This is a genomic window from Agrococcus sp. GCM10030265 (genome assembly GCF_042666675.1).
GTDB lineage: Bacteria > Actinomycetota > Actinomycetes > Actinomycetales > Microbacteriaceae > Agrococcus.
Genome location: NZ_JBHTCZ010000008.1, coordinates 73538 through 93250, shown reverse-complemented (window position 1 = coordinate 93250; position 19713 = coordinate 73538). Strand labels below are relative to the sequence as shown.

Sequence of the window (19713 nt, the reverse complement as noted above, 5' to 3'; positions counted from 1 at the left end):
CATTGTGCACGCTGTTGAGTTCTCAAGGATCGGGCGCTCTCGACCGCACCCCACCAAGGGGTTTGCATCAAGGCCCTGAGGCTGCCTGCGAAGTCTCGCGAAGGCAACCTGTGAAACCTACCACCCGCGCTCCGCCGGAGCAAGTCCGGCGTGTCGCCTCCCGAGGGAGTCGAACCGCTGCGAGCGGTGCTCCACCGTGCAGTGCAGGCGACGAGGTCGAGGACCTGTCGGCCAGCGCTGGGAGTGGAGGTGGCCCCCGCTTGAGGCCCGATCCCTTCCGGGGCCGGCACCTTTGGGGTGACGAGAAAGAACACTATGGGGCGGGGCGTCCGCATGACGAATCGGACGCGAATCCCGGGCGTGTCTCGCCATTTGACGCGACCGACCGCGCGCCCGCCACGACGCGGGCGGCGGCGGAGGCGCGGCGCGACGAGCGGGCGCGGAGCCCGTCAGCGCGCCGTGAGGCCGATGATGCCGAGCACGTCGTCCGTGGGCGCGACCGGCACCATCGGCGCCTGGATCTCGGCGCGCTGCAGCAGCTCCTGCATCCGTGCGCGACGCGACGGCGCGATCACCGTCACCACGGTGCCCTGCCTGCCGGCGCGGCCCGTGCGGCCCGACCGATGCATGTACGTCTTGTGCTCGTCCGGCGGATCCGCCTGCACGACGAGGCCCACGCTGTCGATGTGGATGCCGCGCGCCGCGACGTCGGTCGCGACGAGCACGTCGATGCGTCCGCGGTGCAGGTCGTCGAGGTTGCGCTGCCTGCGCGCCTGCGTGAGATCGCCGTGCAGGCTCGCGGCCTTGATGCCGGCTGCCTGCATCTGCTGCGCGAGCCGCTCGGCGTACACGCGGGTGCGGGCGAAGACGACCACGGGGCCGGGCGCCGTCGCCAGCTGCTCGAGCACCGGATCCTTGTCGTACCGATCGACGACGAGGACGTGATGGTCGATGGTGCCCGACGCCTGATCCTCGCCCGCGACCTCGAGCACGGCCGGCTCGCGCAGGAACTCCTTCGCGAGCGTCGAGACCTCGGAGTCGAGCGTCGCCGAGAAGAGCAGCTTCTGGCTGTCGGGGCGCGTGCGCCGCAGCAGCCGCTGCACGGGCTCGAGGAAGCCGAGCTCGCACATGTGGTCGGCCTCGTCGAGCACGGCCACCTCGACGCGGCCGAGGTTGAGGATGCCCTGCTCGCTGAGATCCTCGATGCGACCGGGCGTGCCGATGAGGATGTCGACGCCCCGCTCGAGCGCCAGCTCCTGCGGGCCCTGGCGCACCCCGCCGACGATCGTCGTCGTGAACATGCCCACCGCACGGCCGACCGCCTGCGCCACCTGGTCGATCTGCATCGCGAGCTCGCGCGTCGGCGCGAGGATGAGCGCACGCGGCGGGCGCCCGACGGTGCGACCTCCCTCGGGGCGGGTGCGCAGCAGGTGCTCGACGATCGGCGCGACGAAGGCGATCGTCTTGCCGGATCCCGTACGGCCACGGCCGAGGACGTCGCGCCCCGCGAGCGCCTCCGGGATCGCGGCGGCCTGGATGGGGAAGGGTGCGCGGGCGCCGAGCCCGCCGAGCGCACCGACGATGCCGGCTCCGAGTCCCAGGTCGGCGAAGTCGACGCCGTCGACCTCCTGCGTCACGGCCGTCGCGTCGAGGCGATCGTGCACCACGTCGTCCGATGCGCCGGGCTGCGCGGCGCGCGACGGGTAGTAGGTCGAGTCGACGCGGCCATCGGTGCGGGCTCGATCGACGCGGGGCGCGTGGCCGTCTCGCGCGCGGTGCTGCGCCGTGCGGTCGTCGCGCCGAGCGCGATCGTCGGTGCGCGCGCGGTCGTCGAGCCGCTCGCGCTCGCCGCCGACCGAGCGGCCGACGGGTCGCTGCCGCTCGCCACCCGCTGCCGCACGACCGGCGCGCAGGTCGCGGTACGACGTCCCCGCCTCGGGGCCCCTGGGCCGCTGCGCACGATCGCGTGCGCGGTCGCGGATGGGATCGCGGCCGGCTGCGCGACGCTCGACGGCCGCCCTGCGATCCTCGCGGTCGCCGCGCGGGGCATGCCCGCGACGCTCGCCGCCGCGGCCACGACCCTGCACGCCGCCGTCGCGGTCGCGGTCGCTGCGACGACCTCCGCCGCGCTGGTCGTCGCGCCCGGCGGCGTCGCCGTATCCGCGCTGCTCGTCGCGATCGACGTTGCGCTGCCAGCGCGACGGCCGCTCGCGCGGCTCCCAGCTGGGGCGCGAGGGATCGCGCTCGTCGCGGCGTCGGGCACCCGCGTCGCGGCCCGTGCCGGCGCGGCCCGCGCGGCTGTCGCGGCCGGCACCTGCGCGGCCCGACCCCGTTCGGCCCGCACCCGCGCGACCGGCGCCGGGCGCGCCGTCGCCTGGGCGGCCGGCGCCCTGACGGCCTCCGGATCGATCGGCGCGACCGCGCTCGGGCTCTCGCTGCGGACGGGGCATCGTGCTCGCTCTCCAAGGATGCGTCACGGGCGCGGGAAGCCGCGGCCGCGTGGACCTTCCACGCTACGGCATGCGCTCAGACGGGGTCGTGCTCACGACGACCCTGGCGCAGGACCGAGGGCGTCCAGCGCTCCCCGTCGTGCCAGCGCACGTCGGAGCGGCCGTACGGATCGGGGTACCAGCCCTGCTGCTGCCGCGTCGCGGCGACGGCCTCGGCATCGTGCCGCTCGCGCTCGGCGCGGGCGAAGTCCTCGAACTGCCTCGGCGTGGGGATGGGCGGCGCCGAGCGGTCGCCCTCGACGCGGTCGCGACCGTAGACGTCGCGGCGCACGACGGGCTGGTGCCCGAAGGCCGGCGCCTGCGCGCCGGGCTGCGGCGGCTGCTGCCGCTGCGCGCCCGGACCGAAGGCGTGCGCAGCCTGGGCGTGCGGCTGCCCGAGCGGACGCTGCCCGGGATGCGGCTGCTGCGCCGACGCAGGCGGCTGATGCTGAGGCGCGGCGGTGGGTGGCGCGACCTGCTGCAGCGGTGGCTGGTGCGGCTGCGGCGACGGGCCGGGAACCCGCTGCGCGGGCCCGGGGTGCTGCGGCGCGTGCTGCCCGGGCGGCTGCTGCGGCGCGTGCTGCGCAGCGAGCGGCGGCTGCGCCGTGGGCGGCACGGGCCGGCCGGGCTGTGCCGGCTGCTGCTGCAGCGGCTGCCCGGGCATCGGCGGCCGCTGCTGCACCGGCTGGCCGGGCTGCTGCTGCCGTTGCTGCACCGGGTGGCCGGGCACCGGCGGCTGCTGCACGGGCTGCGGTCGCGGCGGCGGCGTCTGCGCCGGCGGCGCGAACGACCCGGGCTGAGGCGCATGTGCCGGCGGCGCGAACGACCCGGGCGGCGGCGTCTGCGCCGGCGGCGCGAACGACGCGGGCTGCGGCGCATGCCACGCGGCGCCGGAGGCGGGATGCGGCGCCGCGGCAGGGCGCGGCTGCTGCGCGCCGGGCTCGACCACGGCGCCCTGCACCTGCCCGAAGGTGGGTGCGCTCGATGCGGGCGCGACGATCGGCACGGACCCCGTCGATCCGATGGCGGGGCCGACGGGAGGCACGGTCGGCGCGGGCTGCGATGCAGACGCGGGCTGGGCCGCGGGCGCCTGCTGCGCGGACACCTGCTGCGGCGGCACCTGCTGCGCAGGCACCTGCTGCGCGGGCGCCGGTCGCGCGACGGGCGTCAGCTCGCGGCGGTCACGCGCGGCGTAGTACGCCATCGCGGCATCCGCCGGCCACTGCCCGTCGACATGGAGCGTGGATGCCTGGCCCGGCGCCGACGGCGGCGAGAACGAGATGCGGGTGCCGGTCTCGGGCAGCACGCGCACCGTGAGGACGGCGCCCTCGCGGCCACCGGCGACCGGCGCCACCGAGATGGCGACGCGATGATCGCCGGGCGGCACCTCGAGGGTGACGTCGCCCCAGTCCAGGCGCGCGCCGAAGCCCGCGACGTCGATCGTCGGGGGCTGCGCGAACAGGTCGGCACGGCCGCCGGGCGGCTGGCTGTGCACGATCAGGAAGCTGGGCATGACGTCCTCCACGAGACGGACGAGACAGTGAATCAGCCGCGCTCGTGCTGCGGCTGTGAGGCGCCTCTACGCGCTGCCAGCGCGCAGCTCAGAGCGTACCTGCGCGCGCGTGCCCCTGCCCTTGCGCACGCGACGGCGCTCGAGCGCGCCCTCGACCACGAGGTAGAGCGCGGGCAGCACGACGAGGGTCAGCAGCGTCGACGACACGAGGCCGCCGATCACGACGATCGCGAGCGGCTGCGAGATGAAGCCACCGTGCCCCGTGATGCCGAGCGCCATGGGGATGAGCGCGAACACCGTCGCCGCCGCCGTCATCAGCACGGGCCGCATGCGTCGCTCGGCGCCCTCGGCGATCGCATCCCGCACCCCGAGCCCGCGGTCGCGGTACTGGTTCACGAGGTCGACGAGCACGATGGCGTTCGTCACGACGATGCCGACGAGCATGAGCACGCCCACCATGGATGCGACGCCGAGGGGCACGCCCGTGACGAGCTGCATGAGGATGGCGCCGGTCGCCGCGAACGGCACGGAGACGAGCAGCAGCAGCGGCTGCAGCAGGCTCTTGAACGTCGCGACCATCACGACGTACACGAGGAGGACGGCGATGAGCGCCGCGATGCCGAGCTGCGTGAACGCCTCCTCGATGTCGGCGGCGGCACCGCCGACGGTCGCGGACGCGCCGTCGGCGAGGTCGAGGCCGTCGACGGCCTCCTGCACCGACGCGCCGACGCCGGCGACGTCGTCGCTCGCGGGCGTCACGGTGACCGTCGCGGTGCGCTCGCCGTCGAGGGTGGCGATGCTCACCGGTCCGAGCGACTCCTCGACGTCGGCGAGCCGATCGAGCGGCACGACGCCCGCGAGCGTCGGCACGGGCACCTGCCGCAGCGCGTCGAGGGTCTGCACGTCGCCCGTGGGCGAGAGGTAGATGCGCACGACCGCGCCCTCGAGCTGGATGTCGCCCACGGGCTGAGGCTGCATCGCCTGCGCGACGAGGCCTGCGACGGCCACCTCGCCGAGGCCCGCATCCGCCGCGGCCTGCCTGTCGATCGTCACCTGCACGATGGGCTGGGCCGCCTCGAGGCTGTCGGTGGTGGCTGCCACGTCGTCGAGGTCGGCGACCGCGTCGCGCACGCCCTGCGTCGCGGCCGCGAGCTCGGCCTCCGTCGGCGCCGTGACGTCGACGAGGATGTCGCTGCCGCCGAATCCGCCGCCGGCCTCGGCGACGGTGGTCTCGCCCGGCTGGTCGGCGAGCACGTCGCGCATCCGCTCGATGAGCGTCGGCATGTCGGCGCCCTCCTCGGCGGTGATGGCGTACGACACCTCGCCGGATCCGCCGCCGCCGAAGCCGAAGCCCGACAGCGCGCTCGCGCCCTGCGACACCGTCGCCTGCACGATCTCGACGCCGTCGATCTCGCCGAGCGCGTCGCTCGTCGCCGTCGCGGCGTCGAGTCGCGACTCGAGGGAGGCGCCGGGCTCGAGGGTCTGCGACGCGCGCACGCTCGTCTGGCCCGTGTCGCCGAGGAAGTTGATCGCCATGAGCGGCGCGGCGGCGACGCTGCCGCCGAAGACGACGACGGCGCCGACGAGCACGGCCGCCGGATGCGCGAGCACCCAGGCGAGGATGGGTCGGAAGCCGAGCCGCAGGCGGCCGGGAGCCTCCTCGGGCTCGGGCCGCGCGGGTGCCGCAGCGGGTGCGACCACGGCGGGCGACGACGCGGCGGACGCGGCCTGCGCGGCCGGGCGGCGCCGCAGGACGCGCTGCAGCAGCGTGCGCCGCGGGGCGGCGTGGTGCGGCACGGGCGCGGCGACGGGCGCCTGGGGCTCTGCGACCTCCTCGTCGGATCGCTCGGCCGCCGCAGGCGAGCCCGCGGGGGCGCGCAGCACCCAGTAGGCGAGCACCGGCACGATCGTGAGCGCGACGAGCAGCGATGCGAGCAGCGCGATCGAGATCGTCAGCGAGAACGGCCGGAACAGCTCGCCCGTGACGTCGGTGACGAACGCGAGCGGCAGGAAGACGATGACGGTCGTCACCGTGGAGGCCGTGATGGCGCCCGCGACCTCGCGGACGGCGTCGAGGATGGCCCGGATGCGCGTGGGCGCGAACGCGAGGTGCCGCTTGATGTTCTCGATGACGACGATCGAGTCGTCGACGACGCGGCCGATGGCGATCGTGAGCGCGCCGAGCGTGAGGATGTTCATCGTGTAGCCGGTCGCCCAGAGGCCGATGAACGTGATGAGCAGCGACGTGGGGATCGAGATCGCCGTGACGAGCGTCGCGCGCACCGAGAGCAGGAACACGAGGATGACGATGACCGCGAACGCGAGGCCCAGCGCGCCCTCGGTCGCGAGCGCGTCGATCGACTGCGAGATGTAGGGGGCCTGGTCGAAGACGACCGTGATGTCGACGCCGCCGAGGTCGCTCGAGAGCTCGGGTAGCAGCTCCTGCACGAGGTTCGAGACCTCGACGGTGTTGGCCGTCTGCAGCTTGGTGATGGAGATGCCGATCGACTGCTCGCCGTCGACGATCGACACCGACGACGCGGGATCGGCCTCGAGCGCGACGGTCGCGACGTCGGCGATCGTGAGGCCCGGCGCGACGGGCACGGCCGAGAGCTCGTCGACGCTCTGCAGCGTGCCGCCGATCTGCACGCTGAGCGTCTCGCCGCCCTCGGTGATCGTGCCGCCGGGCAGCAGCACGCCGTTCTGCTCGATCGCGTCGCCGATCGCCTGGCGGGCGAGACCCGCCTGCGCGAGGGCCTCGTCGTTCGGCACGATCGTGACGCGCTGCCCCTCGGCGCCCACGACGTCCGCGCCGCGCACGCCCTCGAGGCGCTCGATCGCGGGCAGCACGACCTGCTCGATGCGATCGACGAGCGCAGCCTCGTCGTCGCCTCGCGGCACCGAGAGCTGCATGATCGGCAGATCCGAGATGGAGCCCGTCAGCACCGTCGGGGTCACGCCCTCCGGCAGCAGCGACGCGATGCGGTTGACGGCCTGCTGCACGCGCTGCTCGGTCGTGGCGAGGTTCGTGCCGTACGTGAAGGCCGCGACGACCGTCGAGGATCCGGTCGTCGACGTGCCGGTGGTCGTCTCGAGCCCCGGCACCGACTGCAGTGCGTCCTCGATGGGGTCCGTGAGGTCGCTCGCGACGATCTCGGGACTCACCCCCGGGTACTGCGACGCGACGACGACCTGCGGCAGCGTGATGTCCGGCGCGAGCTCCGTGCGGAGGCTCGTGAGCGCGACGCCGCCGAAGATCGCGACGCAGATGGTGACGAGGGCGACGAGCGCGCGGTTGGCGAGGCTCGCGACGGACAGCAGATGCACGCATCCATCATCCTCCGCGTCGCGCGGGCCGGCGTCCTCCCCTGGTACCGTCCGTGGACCTCCTCCGGGAGGAGGACGTCACCCCAGGTCGGCGAGGTCGAGCACGAAGCGGTACCGCACGTCGTTCGCCGCGAGCCGGTCGAGCGCGACGTCGACCTGCGATGCCGGCAGCACCTCGACGTCCGCGGCGATGCCGTGCTCGCCGCAGAGGTCGAGCAGCTCCTGCGTCCAGCGGGTGCCGCCGCTGCCGGAGGAGGCGAGGCGCCTGCGGGCGGTGAGGAGGTCCATGGCCTCGACCGACAGCGATCCCAGGTAGCCGAGCGTGACGAGCGTGCCGTCGAGGTCGAGCGTGCGCAGATACGGAGCGAGGTCGTGCGGTGCGGAGACCGTGTCGATGACAAGGTCGAGGGTGCTGCGCGCAGCCGCCATGGCCTCGGCGTCGGTCGAGACGACCACGTGGGATGCTCCGAGCCTCGCCGCGTCGGCCGCCTTCGCGGCGGTCGTCGTGAGCACGGTGACCTCCGCCCCGAGCGCGCGACCGAGCCGCACGGCGAGGTGGCCGAGGCCACCGAGCCCCACGACGCCGAGCCGCGTGCCCTCGCCCACGCCCCACGCGCGCAGCGGCTCGTACACCGTGATGCCCGCGCACATGAGGGGCGCGACGGCGGCGGGGTCGAGGTTCGCGGGTCGGTGGTAGACGAAGCGCTCGCCGACGACGTACCGGCCGGCGTAGGCGCCGAGCGTCGGCGTGCCGTCGACGCGATCGCGACCGCCGTACGTGAGGGTCGGGAACTCCTCGCACATGTTCTCCTGCTCGGCGCGGCACATCCTGCACGTGCCGCACGAGTCGACGATGTTGCCGACCGCGACCGCGTCGCCGGGCGCGAAGCGCTCGACGGCATCGCCCACCGCGACGACCTCGCCGACGAACTCGTGGCCGGGCACGAGCGGGAAGGAGCCCGCGGCACCGGATCGCAGGGCGTGCAGGTCGCTGTGGCACACCCCGCAGTGCGTGACGCGGACGTCGACGTCGTCGGCTCGGAGCGCACGGCGTTCGATCGCCGTCGGACGGAGCGGCTGGCCGGGCGCGGACGAGAGCAAGGCGGTGGTCTGCATGCCGCGATACTACCTACCGGTTGGTAGATCGTCTACCCTGGCTGCGTGACGACCGCCGAGGACACCCGCCGACGCATCCTCGACGCCGCGACGGCCGAGTTCGCCGAGCACGGCATCGCCGGTGCGCGCGTCGATCGCATCGCCACGCGCTCGGGCATGAGCAAGCCCATGCTGTACGCCTACTTCGGCGCGAAGGACCGACTCTTCGACGCCGTCTTCGACGACCACGTGCTCGGCAACGGCGATCGCGTGCCCTTCACGCCGGACGACCTCCCCGGCTACGCCGCTCGGCTCTACGACGACTACGTCGGCGATCCCGCGCTCATGCGGCTCGTGATGTGGAAGCGGCTCGAGCGGGAGCCGCACGGGTTCCTCTACACGGGCCGCGAGTCGACGGATTCCGACCATGTGCGCGAGATCGCCGAGCAGCAACGGCTCGGCACCGTGCGCGACGACGTGGAGGCGGCCGACGCCTGGGCGCTGCTGCTCGCCACCGCGGCCACCTGGGCGCAGCAGTCGCTCACCGCGGTCGCGACCGAGCTCGACGCGCCGAGCCTCCACGCGCGCCGCCGCGCCGCGCTCGCCGCGACGATCCGCGGAGGGCTCTGCACACCCAAGCGGGCCTGACGAGGCACCAGGCCTGACGCGGACGTGCCGCTCCGCTGCACCTGCGGCTCGACCGTCGGGTGCGTCGTGCGCGAAGGATGCGGGGCGGCTGCGGGCACGGCGCGATCGCGGAGAGGGCTCACCTCCGCTGCGGCGACCGCTGTCCGCACGCGACGGCCCAGCGCGTCGACATGCCCAACACGGGTTCATGTGGCGTCTCGGTACGTCTCGGCTTCGGTGCAGCGTTTCGGCACACGCGGCATCGGCGTGTCCCCACCCTCTCGACCTCGCCGGCCGATGTGCCGAAAACGATGGCGGTCTCAACCGGTCAACGCACCACCGGCCACGGTCGAGCGTGAAGCCGGCTCCGACGCTCGCACGCTACCGGGCACGACATGCAACGCCCCTACACAGGTCAAGGGAGGTCAAGCCAGCGCCATTCTTGATCGCTGAAAACGAGGCATCGATGCCAATAGTTGGACCAGAACCAAAGGGCATCTACCCCACCAAAGCCCTGGGGAGGGAGTTGAGGGACCTCGAAATCGTCGGTGAAGAACTTCTCTGGCAGCACGTCGTCGAGCGGGACCAAGAACAGATGCCGCTCCGTGACATCAGGGGCCTTCCTGACCTTCTCGATGTGTGAAGCCAGGTGAGGTTGGACATGCCAGCTCTCTACGACCTGGGAGAAGTCTGTCGGTGCGCGAAACTCAGCACGGACGCACGGGTAGACCGTGACTCCCGCGCTGAACGGCGAACGTCGCAGAGTTCCCGTTTGATCGGCGAGGAAGCTGCTCACATCGTTCTCTATCGCTAGGACTTCCGCGGGGAGGTCGGCAGGGGTGTCGACTGCCCATGCGTCGCAAAGCTGCACAGCGCGGAGGACTGCCTGCCGCGTCCGCTTGTAGTGGAAGTTCTTCTCAGCCGGACGAAAGTCCCAGGACGTTCCTGCTGGCCACCGCCATCTCTCCTTCGCAGCCTTGCCCTGCCATTCGATGGATGTTGGATCAATGACGAGTGTGACTTCCAGGGCACCTCGCCGTCCATCGGGCCACTCGAGGATGTAGTCGACGGCGGACTGGCGGCCGTCTCTATCGTGGACGGTGACCGAAGCTCCCGTTGCGTGGCCAACCAGGTGAGCCGCGATCTGCTCGGCTCTCTCCGCGAATCCGGTCACCCGATCGACTATTCCGTGTCGCACCCTCGAAGTCATCTCCGAGTTGTGCGTCGTGCGGTTGAGCAAAGTGCGAGATGCCGGCGTCTCATAGCCCTAGGGATATGAGACGTCTCGCAACGAGCAGCAAGCCGCGGACGGTTGTAGCCACGTTCCGCAGCTCGGAGAGTCTCGCAACTATGTCTCGCAACTGTCTGGTTGAATCCGGGTAATGATCGTCGGTTTCGAGACACCGGAGCGGCACATGGGCAAGCTGATCGGCTACGCACGGGTCTCGACGCGGCAGCAGTCCACCGACCGCCAGCAGGCCGACCTCCTGGCCGCGGGTGTGCGGCGCGATGATCTGTACGTTGATCACGGCGCCTCTGGCGCTCGAGCGTCGCGGCCGCAGTTCGATCGCGCGCTCGAGGCGCTGATCGAGGGCGACACCCTCGTCATCACGACGCTCGACCGCCTTGGGCGCTCGACGCAGAACATGCTCGCGTTCGCTGACGAGCTGCGCGCCCGCGGAGCGGGCTTGCGCGTGCTGAATCTGGGCGGCGGTGACGTCGACACCTCGACGCCGATGGGGTCGATGCTTTTCACGATCATGGCCGCGCTTGCGCAGATGGAGCACGAGATCAAGCGCGAACGCGCCACCGACTCGATTGCCAAGCGACGCGCGGCTGGCCAGGACCTCGGCGGGCGCCCGCGACGGATCACGGATAGCCAGGTCCGCAGCGCGCTCCGCCTCGTCGAGAGCGGCACGCCCGCCGCGCAGGTCGCACGCGATCTCGGCATGTCGCGGGCCACGTTCTACCGCCGATCCAACGCGCTGAAGGACGCCGACGGGTGATCAGGCCCGTGACAGATCGCGACCGCCGTCGGTCTTGATGCTCCGGGCCCGCCTGGAGCTGTCGGCCCGGTTGGCGCTGCGCTCGCTCTATGCTCAGCGCGTGCAAGCGCAGACGCCGAGTGCCGTGCCCGTATTCCTCGCGCCTTGGGCAGTCAGTGAGGACGGCCTCGATGTTCGAGTCGGCGAGTGGCTCTCGTTGGCGGCACGCGTGCTACCGCGTGGGAGCGGGCTCGCAATCGACAGCACCGCCGTCTCGTACCTGTTCGACCTCTACGACCTCACGGCCGGCGGGATCGACTCCAGCTACGTGCGGATCGAGGGTGTCGTTCAGTCGCTCGCACTCGTCAGCCACGGCGGTGGACACGGATCCGAGGCGCTGAAAGCGCTGAGCACCTCGTCAATTGAGGAGGCGACGCGGGATCGCTTCCACGGCTCGATTGTCACGTTCGCGGCCGAGGCCACCAGGACACCCATCATGCTCACGCCCGACGTGCTTCGCCTCGACCACCGTCTCGGCACCCTCGGATCGTGGGCAGACCCGGCCACGATCATCATCTCGGCGTGGCAACTCGACGAGGAGGGGTTCGACGTACGCCCTGGGGACCGACTGTCGTGGCGTGTCACACCCCGCAAGCCCGACCGGTGGGCCTCGCTTCCTCAGACCCGTGAGATCCACTTCGTCGCAGACACCTACTTGCATCTCGAGGGCCCGTCGCCAGCGATCGACCGCCGCGACGGCACCGTCGAGCCCGCGCACGCCGCGCCTGAGTTCGTCCGGATCGAGGGCTCGGTCCAACGAGTCGAGGCACTCCGCTACGTCGGCAGCGAGGAATTGCTTCGAGACGTGCCCTCGACTCGCGACACCGGCAGTAGGGGTGTCGATTCGTACGTCATCCATCTCGAAGCGGGAGCGGTCTTGACTGCATCTGAGGAGCATGATGACGAGCGCTACGACACGTCGCGCTGAGCGTTGCTAAACGCAGCGCGCTCCGCTCGGTCAAGTGCGGCACGCCTGTCACGGGTCATCAGGCCCTCGGCAGCGGAAGAGGGCCATGAGCTGCTGTCGAAGGCTCACCGTAAAGATGAGGCAGGAACGCCTCCGCAGAGCTTGCCCAGCCGAGCACGCGTCGTGGGCGCGAGTTGATCCGAGCCGCGATGCCCCCGAGCTCGACCGCAGAGAACTTGCGCAGGTCGGCACCCTTCGCGAGGTACTGCCGGAGGAGTCGGTTCGTGTTCTCGTTGCTGCCCCGCTGCCAGGGCGATCGGGGGTCGCAGAAGTACACGCCCATGCCCAGGTCGGCTGCGAGCGCTTCATGCTCTGCCATCTCGCGTCCGCGATCCCACGTGAGCGTCTTGCGCAGCCCCGGCGGGAGCGAGGCGAGGTCGGCGGCGATCGCTGAACGCACCTGGGCTGCCTTGTAGCCGTCGGGCAGTGGGACGACACGGACGTAGCGGGTCGACCGCTCGACGAGCGTCGCGACCGCCGACGGGCGGGCCCCCATCACAAGATCGCCCTCCCAGTGCCCGACCTCGGAGCGGTCGACGACGCTCACAGGCCGGTTGCGGATCGACGTCATGTTGCGCAGTACGCCGCGCCCGTGGGCGCGCTTCGGCGCCCTCGCACGCCGTACCGACCGCCCCGAACGGGGGTGCTTGGCGGACTCGCGGCCGAGCTCTTGACGGCTGGCGACGTAGATCGAGCGATAGATCGTCTCGTGCGAGATCCGCAGTCGATGATCCTGCGGATGCTCCCGCCGCAGCCAGTGCGCGATCTGCTCCGGCGACCAATCCGATTCCAACCGCTCCCGCACGACTTGCAGCAGCTCGGGGTGCGACCCGAGCCGCGACATCTTCGGTCGCCTGGCGCGCTCCCACGCGGCTGCATCCGCGACCGTTGCCCGGTACGCGTCGCGGCCACCGTTGCGGGCGATCTCCCTCGACACCGACGACGGCGCCCGTCCGATCAGCGCAGCGATCGCGCGACTCGACAGGCCGGCGGCGATCCCGCGCGTCACCTCTTCGCGTTGCTCGAGGGTCAGCTGCTGGCGACCCCGTCGCCGTGGCACTGGACGCACGCCGCCGTGCTTCGCGAGATGCCTGTTCACTGCCGACGCGTTCGACCGCAACGAGCGGGCGATCAGTCGGCTCGGCTCACCCTTGCCCCAGAGTTCCCACAGCTCGTCCTCTTGCTCGCTCGTGAACGCCACACGCACCTCCGGATCGATTCTTCACGGGGTGGTGCATTGACCGGTTGAGACCGCCATCGTTTCCGGCGCCCAGGGCCGTGGCTGGCGACGACGGTCTACCCGCGACGCCCCGCTACTTGCGGGCGGTAACCGCTCGAGCGTCAGCCGGCCGCGCAGATTCAGCCCGAAATGCGGCGTCACCCGGCTGGATTGCTCAACGATGCACTTGTGAACCGCGTGCGGCGGTGGCAAGCCCATGTAGCGTCGTCACTACTTCTCGTCGGCAGCTTCGCAGCACTGATCCGGATCTCTGGGATTCTCGGTCGGCCGGGTCCAGACGTGTGGTGGTGGGTCTACGCCGTTGTCATCGTCTGGCGCCGCTGCAGTGTGCGCCATCCTCGTGACGGACCGTAGGCGCAAGCATCAGCATCTGACACCGGAGAACTAGCCCCGTCAAGGCCGCTGTGGTTCGCTCTGGCGATGCATTGGCAGGCTGCGCGGGTGATTCTCGGGATGGTCATGATCTTCGGAGCACTTTTCGGAGTGATCGCGAGTTGGTGGCTCATGCATCGGTCCTGCGATCCCGACGCCGTCTTCGACGGCGCCCCTATCGATGCCGGCTCAGGAACTGTCGGGCCGCGGGGGTGGCCGTTCTTCGGGTGCGACGCGACCTACGGAATGGTCAGGGGCGGCGTGGAGGTCCGGGCTGCTCCGTTCGACACCAGTTGTCTGTTCCTGGTGATCGCGCTGCTGGGGGTCGGTGTGCTCTTGCACGCAATCCGCTGGCAACCCAGGGCAGCCTGACTTCGCCAGAAACGAGAACGCTGCGCAACAGGATGCTACGGATGACTCGAGAGCACGAGGTCGAACGGCTCGAGAAGGACCGTGCGACCTTCGACTTCAGTGGTGGTGAAGGCCCATGTCCTGTGGCCGCCGTCGCCATTGCGGACCTGCAGGGCGTATGTGGAGCTCCCGTCGGCATTCACGGTGGTGGATTCGAGCTCCGAGGCGGAGTAGGGGCCGCCGCTGGTGGCGACGGTCGGGTACCCGACGAGCGCTTCCGTGAGGTCGGCGGCGTTCATGACCTCGAGGGTGCTGATGGTCGTTGGCGAGATCGAGGTCTGCCACTCGGGTCCGAATAGGGCTTCAGCGTGGATGGGTGTCTGCGCGCGTGCGACGAGGAGAGCGAAGTCGCCGGCCCAAAGGTCGCCCCCGGCATAGGCGTCCGGGTCGTCATTGACTTCGGCGGTGTCGGCGAGGTCGAGCGCCTCCGGTCCGATGCCGGCGCTGAGCCAGCGGTTCACCGCTTCGACGACCGCGCTGGTGCGCGTGGCGTCGTCGAGGCCGACGGGGATTGCGAGCTCAGCGATGGTGGGGATGGGCACGGATGACACGTCGATGGACGCGGTAGGTGCGGGGGGTGGTGCTGTGGGCGGCGACTGTGACGGTGTCGAGGTGGCGGCGCATCCTGCGAGCAGGGTCACGAGGGGGAGCGAGAGCAGGCGCCAGAGCATGCCGCGGTGAGCGCTCATGCGTGGGCCGTGTAGGGCGTCTCGATGATGAGCCACCATTGCACGCAATCGCAGTCGACGACTGGGCTCTCGCGAAGGTCTACGGCGACGAGGGCGTCACCCCATGCCCCGAGCAGTCGTGCGTCGCGGCCGGTGTTGTCGAGGGCATCCCAGCGGACGCTCCAGATGTTCGATGACGACTCGACCAGGCGTGAGGCGAGCGTCGCGCCGGGAACGGGCAGGAGGATCGTCCCGGAGTACGTCTCGAGGAAGGGGTTGAGACCGGTTGCGAGCAGGCGGTCATGGGTGAGCGCAAGCGCTGCATCGGGATCTGAGGGGTCGAGGGCGATCACGGTCACGTCGTAGACGTTGCAGCCAGGCTCGAGGTGGTGCGGTTCGAAGAGCTGCGTGGCCCGAAAGTAGTCGGCACACCTATCGACGCGTGCCGTCGCGAGGACCTCGAGGTCGTCCGGCACGTACCGGTCATGTAGGGCGTCGGCGTCGACGAGGGCTTGCTGGGCAGCGTCACGCCATCGCGGCTGATCGTACGGCGGCGGGTTCGCGCAGCCGACGAGCGCGAGCACGCCAGCCACTGTCAGCGCCGAAAGACGTCGAGCTTTCACGACTGCAGGATGACGGGCCCGCCTGCAGGGACGTCGTAGATCTCCTGAGCGCAGCACGGCTCGATTACGAAGAGCGCGAGTCGACGGCGAGCCGCACTGCGCCGCCCACTCGGCAGCGATGCCGCGAGCGATGCGGCCTCGGCTCGAGCGGTCTCAACACTCGAGCAACCATCGCCGTGACACGTTGCGGTCACCAGATCCAGTCGTTCCCGGCCAGCAGGTGCTCGCCGAACATCGACCACGTTGCAGCTGCCATCAGCAGCAGGGCGGCCATGCTTCCCGTCACGCAGACGTGTGCAGGCCCCCGGCGGCTGCGAACGAGAGTGATGGCAGCGTCAAGAACGAGCCCGATCGCGGGAGAGATCCAGAACAGCGCGATCAGCGACGCAAAGCCCCAATTGCCGACCCATCGAGGGTCAACGATCTCGAGTCCGAGCTGCATCCAGAACCCGTCGTAGATGAAGAAGAGTCCGCCCAGCAGTGCGCCCACGACCGTCAGCGATGCCAGAGGGACCCGAATGGCGTGAGTCCGGGTGCGCACCGTGACTGAGATCGCGATGAGCCCGGCGACGATGCCAGATTGTGCGCCGAACTTCGCGAGCATGGCGCCGAGCCGGACATGCCCGACATCGTCCGATTGGAACGGCACCTCCACCGCGAACGGCTGCAGGAGCGCGAGGATCAAGGCGACGATCGTGAATGTAGCGAGGTACCAGGCGAGCACGAGGCGTCCCTCCGACACGTCGCGCGTCGTCGCCGCGGTCGACGCAGCCGAGTCGTCGGAAGTCATCGCCGTTGATCGTAGGGCGACGGCCGGTGCGCAACCCCTGCTGTGCCTGGATGGCGGTTGCGCAGCGGGTAGTGGGGATCGGCAACGTGCCAGAACCGATCGCGGTCGCAACTGGTCAGCGCACCACGTTCGGCAGTTGTCTCCCGCGGGTCAGATGCCGAGATCGAGGAGCGTGCTCTCCACAGCTCGATCGCCTCAACGCCCTTGTTCGCGGATGCGGAGTGGCCTTCCCATGCCCGCTGAGGGGTGGCGGCATCGACTTCCTTCTGCAGTTGCAGTGAGCCAGTCGTCGCTGCACTGCAGCCCGTTCATGTCGCGAGGCGCGAGAGACGGTCATGCGTCGAGCCAGGTGCGCATGCGATGGTGGCCGCATGATCGGCGGAACGGTGACGCAGGAGTCGTGGCGGCACACGAGCGCCCGCGTCGCTCGACGGGCTGCGGTGTGGAGCGGAGCGCTCGCGAGCGCTGGTGTGGTGCCGACCTTCCTGGAGATCTACGGTCCCGACGTGGATGCCAACGATGTGGGGGCCGTCCTCAGCCTCATCGTGATCGCCATCGGCGGGGCCGTGCCCGGGCTGTGCGGCGCCGCGGTCTGCATCATCCATCGCGGCGCGTACCCGCGCGGGTCTCGTGCGCCCCGGATCGCGCTGGCGATCGTCGCGCAGCTGCTGTTCGCGACGGGTTGGCTCGCGCTCGTGGCCTGGACCTTCTCGAATCGAGCCTCGCCGACGCTCTCGGAGCTGGCGGGTGCGCTGACGCCCTCAGCCTGGGTGTGGATGCCCGGGGCCGTGCTCGTCATCGCGATCACGACGGTGGGGGCGTTCCGGACGGCGCCCACGACGCCCGAGGCGGCATCGGGAGTCGACACCGGATGGGGGCGCACGGACGGCGACCTCATCCTGCTCGGAGCGCTGCTCGTCGCGGCGTACGCGAGCACGGGGCCGCTCGTCGCGGCGCATGCGGAGGTGTGGCTGCGCCCACCTGGCGAGGACGAGGTGAGCCTGACGATCGCCATCGGCTCCATGCTCGCGTTGGCCGCTGCGCTGGTCGGCTGCGCCGCGGGGTTCGCGGTGGGTCGGACGGCTGTCGCGGCGCGCGGCGCACCACCCGTGCGTCTGCGCAGCGCGGTCCTGGCCGTGCTCGGACTGTCCAGCCTCGGAGCGCTCGGCGCGCTCGCGATGCAGGTGATGGTGCCATGGGGAACGGATGCCGAGACCGCAGGCGCGATCGCCCAGACGCTCGTCGGCGCGATGGGATCGCTGCTGCTCGTGATCGCTGCGACCCGCACGTGGCCGCAGGCGCGGCCGGCCATGCGGCATCTCCCCTGACCATCGCATCCCGGGGGCTGCGACGACGAGAGCAGGAGGACTAGGGGCAGGACACCGCGAGCTCGGAGGGCCAGACGGGGTTGCCGGGATCGCTCGACAGCGAGAGCAGCGCATCGTCGCCATTCCACCGCAGGGCGTACGAGCCCGAGGCGACCGGCTGACCGCCATCGTCTGCGGTCCACGAGCCGACCTGCATCGCGACGCCGCCGGGACCGGCGACGTAGACCTCGCCTCCGCCATCGAACAGGAACGAATGCTCGCGCACGGCCAGCTGGCAGGCTCCCGGCCCCCCAGGCGTGAGCACGGTGTACGTCGCGGGGAGGTCGGCGACGGATCCGACGCCCGCGACCACGCCGAGCGCGGCGGCGGCGACGATCCACCACGGGCGACGTCGACCACCGGGTCCCGCGCCCTCGACGTCTCGCGCATGACGACGCACCAGCATGCGAACGACCGCCAGGGAGATCGTGGCGACCAGCAGCACGGCACCGACCGCCCAGCCGGGCACGACCCGATCGGCCCGCACGAGGACGAATCCGAGCATCCCCATGACGAGGACCGCGGCGACCGTCAGCAGGCACAGCCGAACGGCCCAGTCGAGCACGCGCACGCCATCCGTCGGTCCGCGTCGGCGTTCGGATGTCTCGTCGTGCCTCATCTCGAGCCCACCGTAGGCGACGCCATCGCGCCTGGCGCCTGGCGTCTGGCGTCGACGCGCACGGCTGCGAGCGCGATCAGCACGACCACGAGCCAGAGCACCGCAGAGCCCCCGACGAGGGGAAAGATGTTCCACGCACCCGCACTCAGCACCCACGCCGCGTCCCACGCGAGCAGCAGCGAGATCAGCACGCCCACGATCGCGATGATCGCGACGCCACTGCCACGTCCCGCCACCAGCAACGCGACGCCCACCACGACCCCCAGAGCATGCAGCGCGTCCTGCAGCACCGGGTACCAGCCCTGGAAGAGCACGCTGCCCGACACCACGAGCGCACCGGCTGCGACGAGCGCGACGGTCGCACCCGACGCCCACCCACCCATCCTGCCCATCGTCGGCAGGCCCGCGCGCATGCCTGCTGCCGCGCCGCAGAGCGCGACGCCGAGCGCGCGAGTCGGCGCGACCTCCCCCGGGAGGACCGTGACCCCCGGATGGTCCTCCAGATGCCAGCCCCACGAGTCGAGACGGCCCCACGGGTAGCTCTGATGCGGGAGGTCCGCGGGGATGAGCGCACAGGCGACCGCCCACGCGAGGACGACCACGGCCACCGCCGCAGCAAGAGCCCGGGATCTGCTTGCGGCCGCCGCCGCAGCCAGGATGACGGGCGTCATGATGAGTCGCTGCGGCCACTCCGAGGCGAGATACGCCGGCCAGCCGATGTCGTCGTAGAGCTCGGCCTTCACCGCGGAGATCACGATGCCGTACGACTCCACCCCGACGAGCACGACCAGGGCAGCGACGAGGAGCGCACGCGCGACGTTCGACGCCGCGACGGTCGCGCGCCCGGTCGAGGCGCCGAGCTCCTCATGCATGCGCCGACCGTGACACACGCGCCTGGGCGCGCGCATCGCCGGATGGTCGGCGCGCGACGGACGACCGCCTCTCGAGCCGCGTCCTCGCTGCGCGCTCGGTGAGGATGACGAGGCAGTCCTGGACGGGAAGGTCTCGAAGCGCTCCGAGCTCCTCGCGAGTCGTGCTCTCGACGACGCCCGGCCCGATGTCCGGGTACTCCTGGCGCACGACGGCCTCATGGTCGACGATCGTGGTCACGTGGAGCGCCTGGCACCGCGCGAGCGTGAAGGGCGACGTGCAGAGGCCGACGAACCCGCAGGACCGACGACCTGCTCGTCCACCATCCACTCCTGGATGATCTCGGGCGACGCGTGCACGCACATGATGCGCAGCGCTCCGGTACCGGTGTTCGTGAAGCCATGCCACGTCTCGGCCTGCACGACAGCGGTGTCGCCGCCGACGGCGACGATCGTCTCGTCGCCGACGCGGATCGTCGCCTCGCCTTCGAGCACCGTCCACGTCTCGGTGTACGGGTGCCTGTGCAGGCCGGGGCCCTGACCGGGCTCGTTCGTCACGAGGAAGAACGAGATGCCCGAGCCGTGCTCGGCGCCGACGAAGCGCAGCGTGCGCGACGCTTCCATGCGGATCGCATCTGCGGGGATGTGGGTGGCCACGTCGGCTCCTCTCCATCTCGACCATCCGGCCGGC

General features: G+C 71.2%; 18 protein-coding genes. 5 read left to right on the top strand and 13 right to left on the bottom strand.

Annotated elements, in window-relative coordinates; genetic code table 11:
* Positions 1–449 precede the first annotated feature (449 nt).
* The 4 genes from ACFQPP_RS14780 to ACFQPP_RS14765 all read right to left on the bottom strand — a co-directional run bounded on the left by ACFQPP_RS14780 (position 450) and on the right by ACFQPP_RS14765 (position 8445).
* Positions 450–2450, bottom strand: a complete 2001-nt coding sequence (locus ACFQPP_RS14780; RefSeq protein WP_376917420.1) for a DEAD/DEAH box helicase — start codon at positions 2448–2450, stop codon at positions 450–452.
* Positions 2451–2526: 76 nt separating this feature from the next.
* Positions 2527–4002 carry a DUF2510 domain-containing protein gene (locus ACFQPP_RS14775; RefSeq protein ID WP_376917419.1) on the bottom strand — a complete coding sequence of 492 codons (1476 nt, stop codon included), beginning with the start codon at positions 4000–4002 and terminating at the stop codon, positions 2527–2529.
* A gap of 66 nt (positions 4003–4068) precedes the next feature.
* Positions 4069–7329 carry an efflux RND transporter permease subunit gene (locus ACFQPP_RS14770; RefSeq protein ID WP_376917418.1) on the bottom strand — a complete coding sequence of 1087 codons (3261 nt, stop codon included), beginning with the start codon at positions 7327–7329 and terminating at the stop codon, positions 4069–4071.
* A 78-nt stretch (positions 7330–7407) separates the two neighbouring features.
* Positions 7408–8445, bottom strand: coding sequence for an NAD(P)-dependent alcohol dehydrogenase (locus tag ACFQPP_RS14765; protein WP_376917417.1), 1038 nt, complete (start codon positions 8443–8445; stop codon positions 7408–7410).
* 45 nt (positions 8446–8490) lie between these two features.
* Here ACFQPP_RS14765 and ACFQPP_RS14760 point away from each other — a divergent pair, with 45 nt between their 5' ends.
* Positions 8491–9072, top strand: coding sequence for a TetR/AcrR family transcriptional regulator (locus ACFQPP_RS14760; protein WP_376917416.1), 582 nt, complete (start codon positions 8491–8493; stop codon positions 9070–9072).
* Between the two features lie 394 nt (positions 9073–9466).
* Here the strand turns inward: ACFQPP_RS14760 and ACFQPP_RS14755 are convergent, their stop codons facing one another.
* Positions 9467–10225, bottom strand: a complete 759-nt coding sequence (locus ACFQPP_RS14755; protein WP_376917415.1) for a hypothetical protein — start codon at positions 10223–10225, stop codon at positions 9467–9469.
* 241 nt (positions 10226–10466) lie between these two features.
* On the opposite strand from ACFQPP_RS14755, the gene ACFQPP_RS14750 reads away from it, so the two are divergent.
* A complete protein-coding gene (locus ACFQPP_RS14750; RefSeq protein WP_376917425.1) occupies positions 10467–11057 on the top strand; it encodes a recombinase family protein in 591 nt (196 codons plus the stop codon).
* Between the two features lie 100 nt (positions 11058–11157).
* The gene (locus tag ACFQPP_RS14745) at positions 11158–12024 is read left to right on the top strand and encodes a hypothetical protein (RefSeq protein ID WP_376917414.1); all 867 of its coding nucleotides are present in this window, start codon (positions 11158–11160) and stop codon (positions 12022–12024) included.
* A 58-nt stretch (positions 12025–12082) separates the two neighbouring features.
* On the opposite strand, the gene ACFQPP_RS14740 is transcribed toward ACFQPP_RS14745, so the two are convergent.
* Positions 12083–13270, bottom strand: a complete 1188-nt coding sequence (locus ACFQPP_RS14740) for an IS30 family transposase (RefSeq protein WP_376917413.1) — start codon at positions 13268–13270, stop codon at positions 12083–12085.
* A gap of 453 nt (positions 13271–13723) precedes the next feature.
* On the opposite strand from ACFQPP_RS14740, the gene ACFQPP_RS14735 reads away from it, so the two are divergent.
* Complete coding sequence (locus ACFQPP_RS14735; protein WP_376917412.1) at positions 13724–14047, top strand: hypothetical protein; 324 nt, start codon at positions 13724–13726, stop codon at positions 14045–14047.
* 35 nt (positions 14048–14082) lie between these two features.
* On the opposite strand, the gene ACFQPP_RS14730 is transcribed toward ACFQPP_RS14735, so the two are convergent.
* The 3 genes from ACFQPP_RS14730 to ACFQPP_RS14720 form a co-directional block, all read right to left on the bottom strand.
* On the bottom strand, positions 14083–14628 hold the full coding sequence (locus ACFQPP_RS14730; protein WP_376917411.1) for a hypothetical protein: 546 nt from the start codon (positions 14626–14628) through the stop codon (positions 14083–14085).
* Between the two features lie 143 nt (positions 14629–14771).
* Positions 14772–15338: a hypothetical protein gene (locus ACFQPP_RS14725; protein ID WP_376917410.1), complete on the bottom strand. Its 567-nt coding sequence runs from the start codon at positions 15336–15338 to the stop codon at positions 14772–14774.
* A 229-nt stretch (positions 15339–15567) separates the two neighbouring features.
* On the bottom strand, positions 15568–16167 hold the full coding sequence (locus tag ACFQPP_RS14720) for a hypothetical protein (protein ID WP_376917409.1): 600 nt from the start codon (positions 16165–16167) through the stop codon (positions 15568–15570).
* Between the two features lie 506 nt (positions 16168–16673).
* Between ACFQPP_RS14720 and ACFQPP_RS14715 the strand changes: the two genes are divergently transcribed.
* Complete coding sequence (locus tag ACFQPP_RS14715) at positions 16674–17495, top strand: hypothetical protein (protein WP_376917408.1); 822 nt, start codon at positions 16674–16676, stop codon at positions 17493–17495.
* Positions 17496–17535: 40 nt separating this feature from the next.
* Here ACFQPP_RS14715 and ACFQPP_RS14710 read toward each other — a convergent pair whose 3' ends face one another.
* Genes ACFQPP_RS14710 through ACFQPP_RS14695 form a run of 4 tightly spaced genes read right to left on the bottom strand, consistent with a single transcriptional unit; the run spans position 17536 to position 19679 of the window.
* Entirely contained in the window at positions 17536–18153 is a 618-nt protein-coding gene (locus ACFQPP_RS14710; RefSeq protein ID WP_376917407.1) for a hypothetical protein, read from the bottom strand.
* Positions 18150–19025, bottom strand: coding sequence for a hypothetical protein (locus ACFQPP_RS14705; RefSeq protein ID WP_376917406.1), 876 nt, complete (start codon positions 19023–19025; stop codon positions 18150–18152). Before ACFQPP_RS14705 ends, ACFQPP_RS14710 begins: the two co-directional genes overlap by 4 nt.
* On the bottom strand, positions 19018–19233 hold the full coding sequence (locus tag ACFQPP_RS14700; RefSeq protein ID WP_376917424.1) for a three-helix bundle dimerization domain-containing protein: 216 nt from the start codon (positions 19231–19233) through the stop codon (positions 19018–19020). Before ACFQPP_RS14700 ends, ACFQPP_RS14705 begins: the two co-directional genes overlap by 8 nt.
* 26 nt (positions 19234–19259) lie before the next feature.
* Positions 19260–19679, bottom strand: a complete 420-nt coding sequence (locus ACFQPP_RS14695) for a cupin domain-containing protein (RefSeq protein ID WP_376917405.1) — start codon at positions 19677–19679, stop codon at positions 19260–19262.
* Positions 19680–19713: the final 34 nt, after the last annotated feature.

Coding starts and splice junctions, on each gene's coding strand:
- ACFQPP_RS14720 (WP_376917409.1), bottom strand. CDS start 16,167: ATGACTTCCGACGACTCGGCTGCGTCGACCGCGGCGACGACGCGCGAC.
- ACFQPP_RS14750 (WP_376917425.1), top strand. CDS start 10,467: ATGGGCAAGCTGATCGGCTACGCACGGGTCTCGACGCGGCAGCAGTCC.
- ACFQPP_RS14710 (WP_376917407.1), bottom strand. CDS start 18,153: ATGAGGCACGACGAGACATCCGAACGCCGACGCGGACCGACGGATGGC.
- ACFQPP_RS14780 (WP_376917420.1), bottom strand. CDS start 2,450: ATGCCCCGTCCGCAGCGAGAGCCCGAGCGCGGTCGCGCCGATCGATCC.
- ACFQPP_RS14775 (WP_376917419.1), bottom strand. CDS start 4,002: ATGCCCAGCTTCCTGATCGTGCACAGCCAGCCGCCCGGCGGCCGTGCC.
- ACFQPP_RS14735 (WP_376917412.1), top strand. CDS start 13,724: ATGCATTGGCAGGCTGCGCGGGTGATTCTCGGGATGGTCATGATCTTC.
- ACFQPP_RS14765 (WP_376917417.1), bottom strand. CDS start 8,445: ATGCAGACCACCGCCTTGCTCTCGTCCGCGCCCGGCCAGCCGCTCCGT.
- ACFQPP_RS14705 (WP_376917406.1), bottom strand. CDS start 19,025: ATGCATGAGGAGCTCGGCGCCTCGACCGGGCGCGCGACCGTCGCGGCG.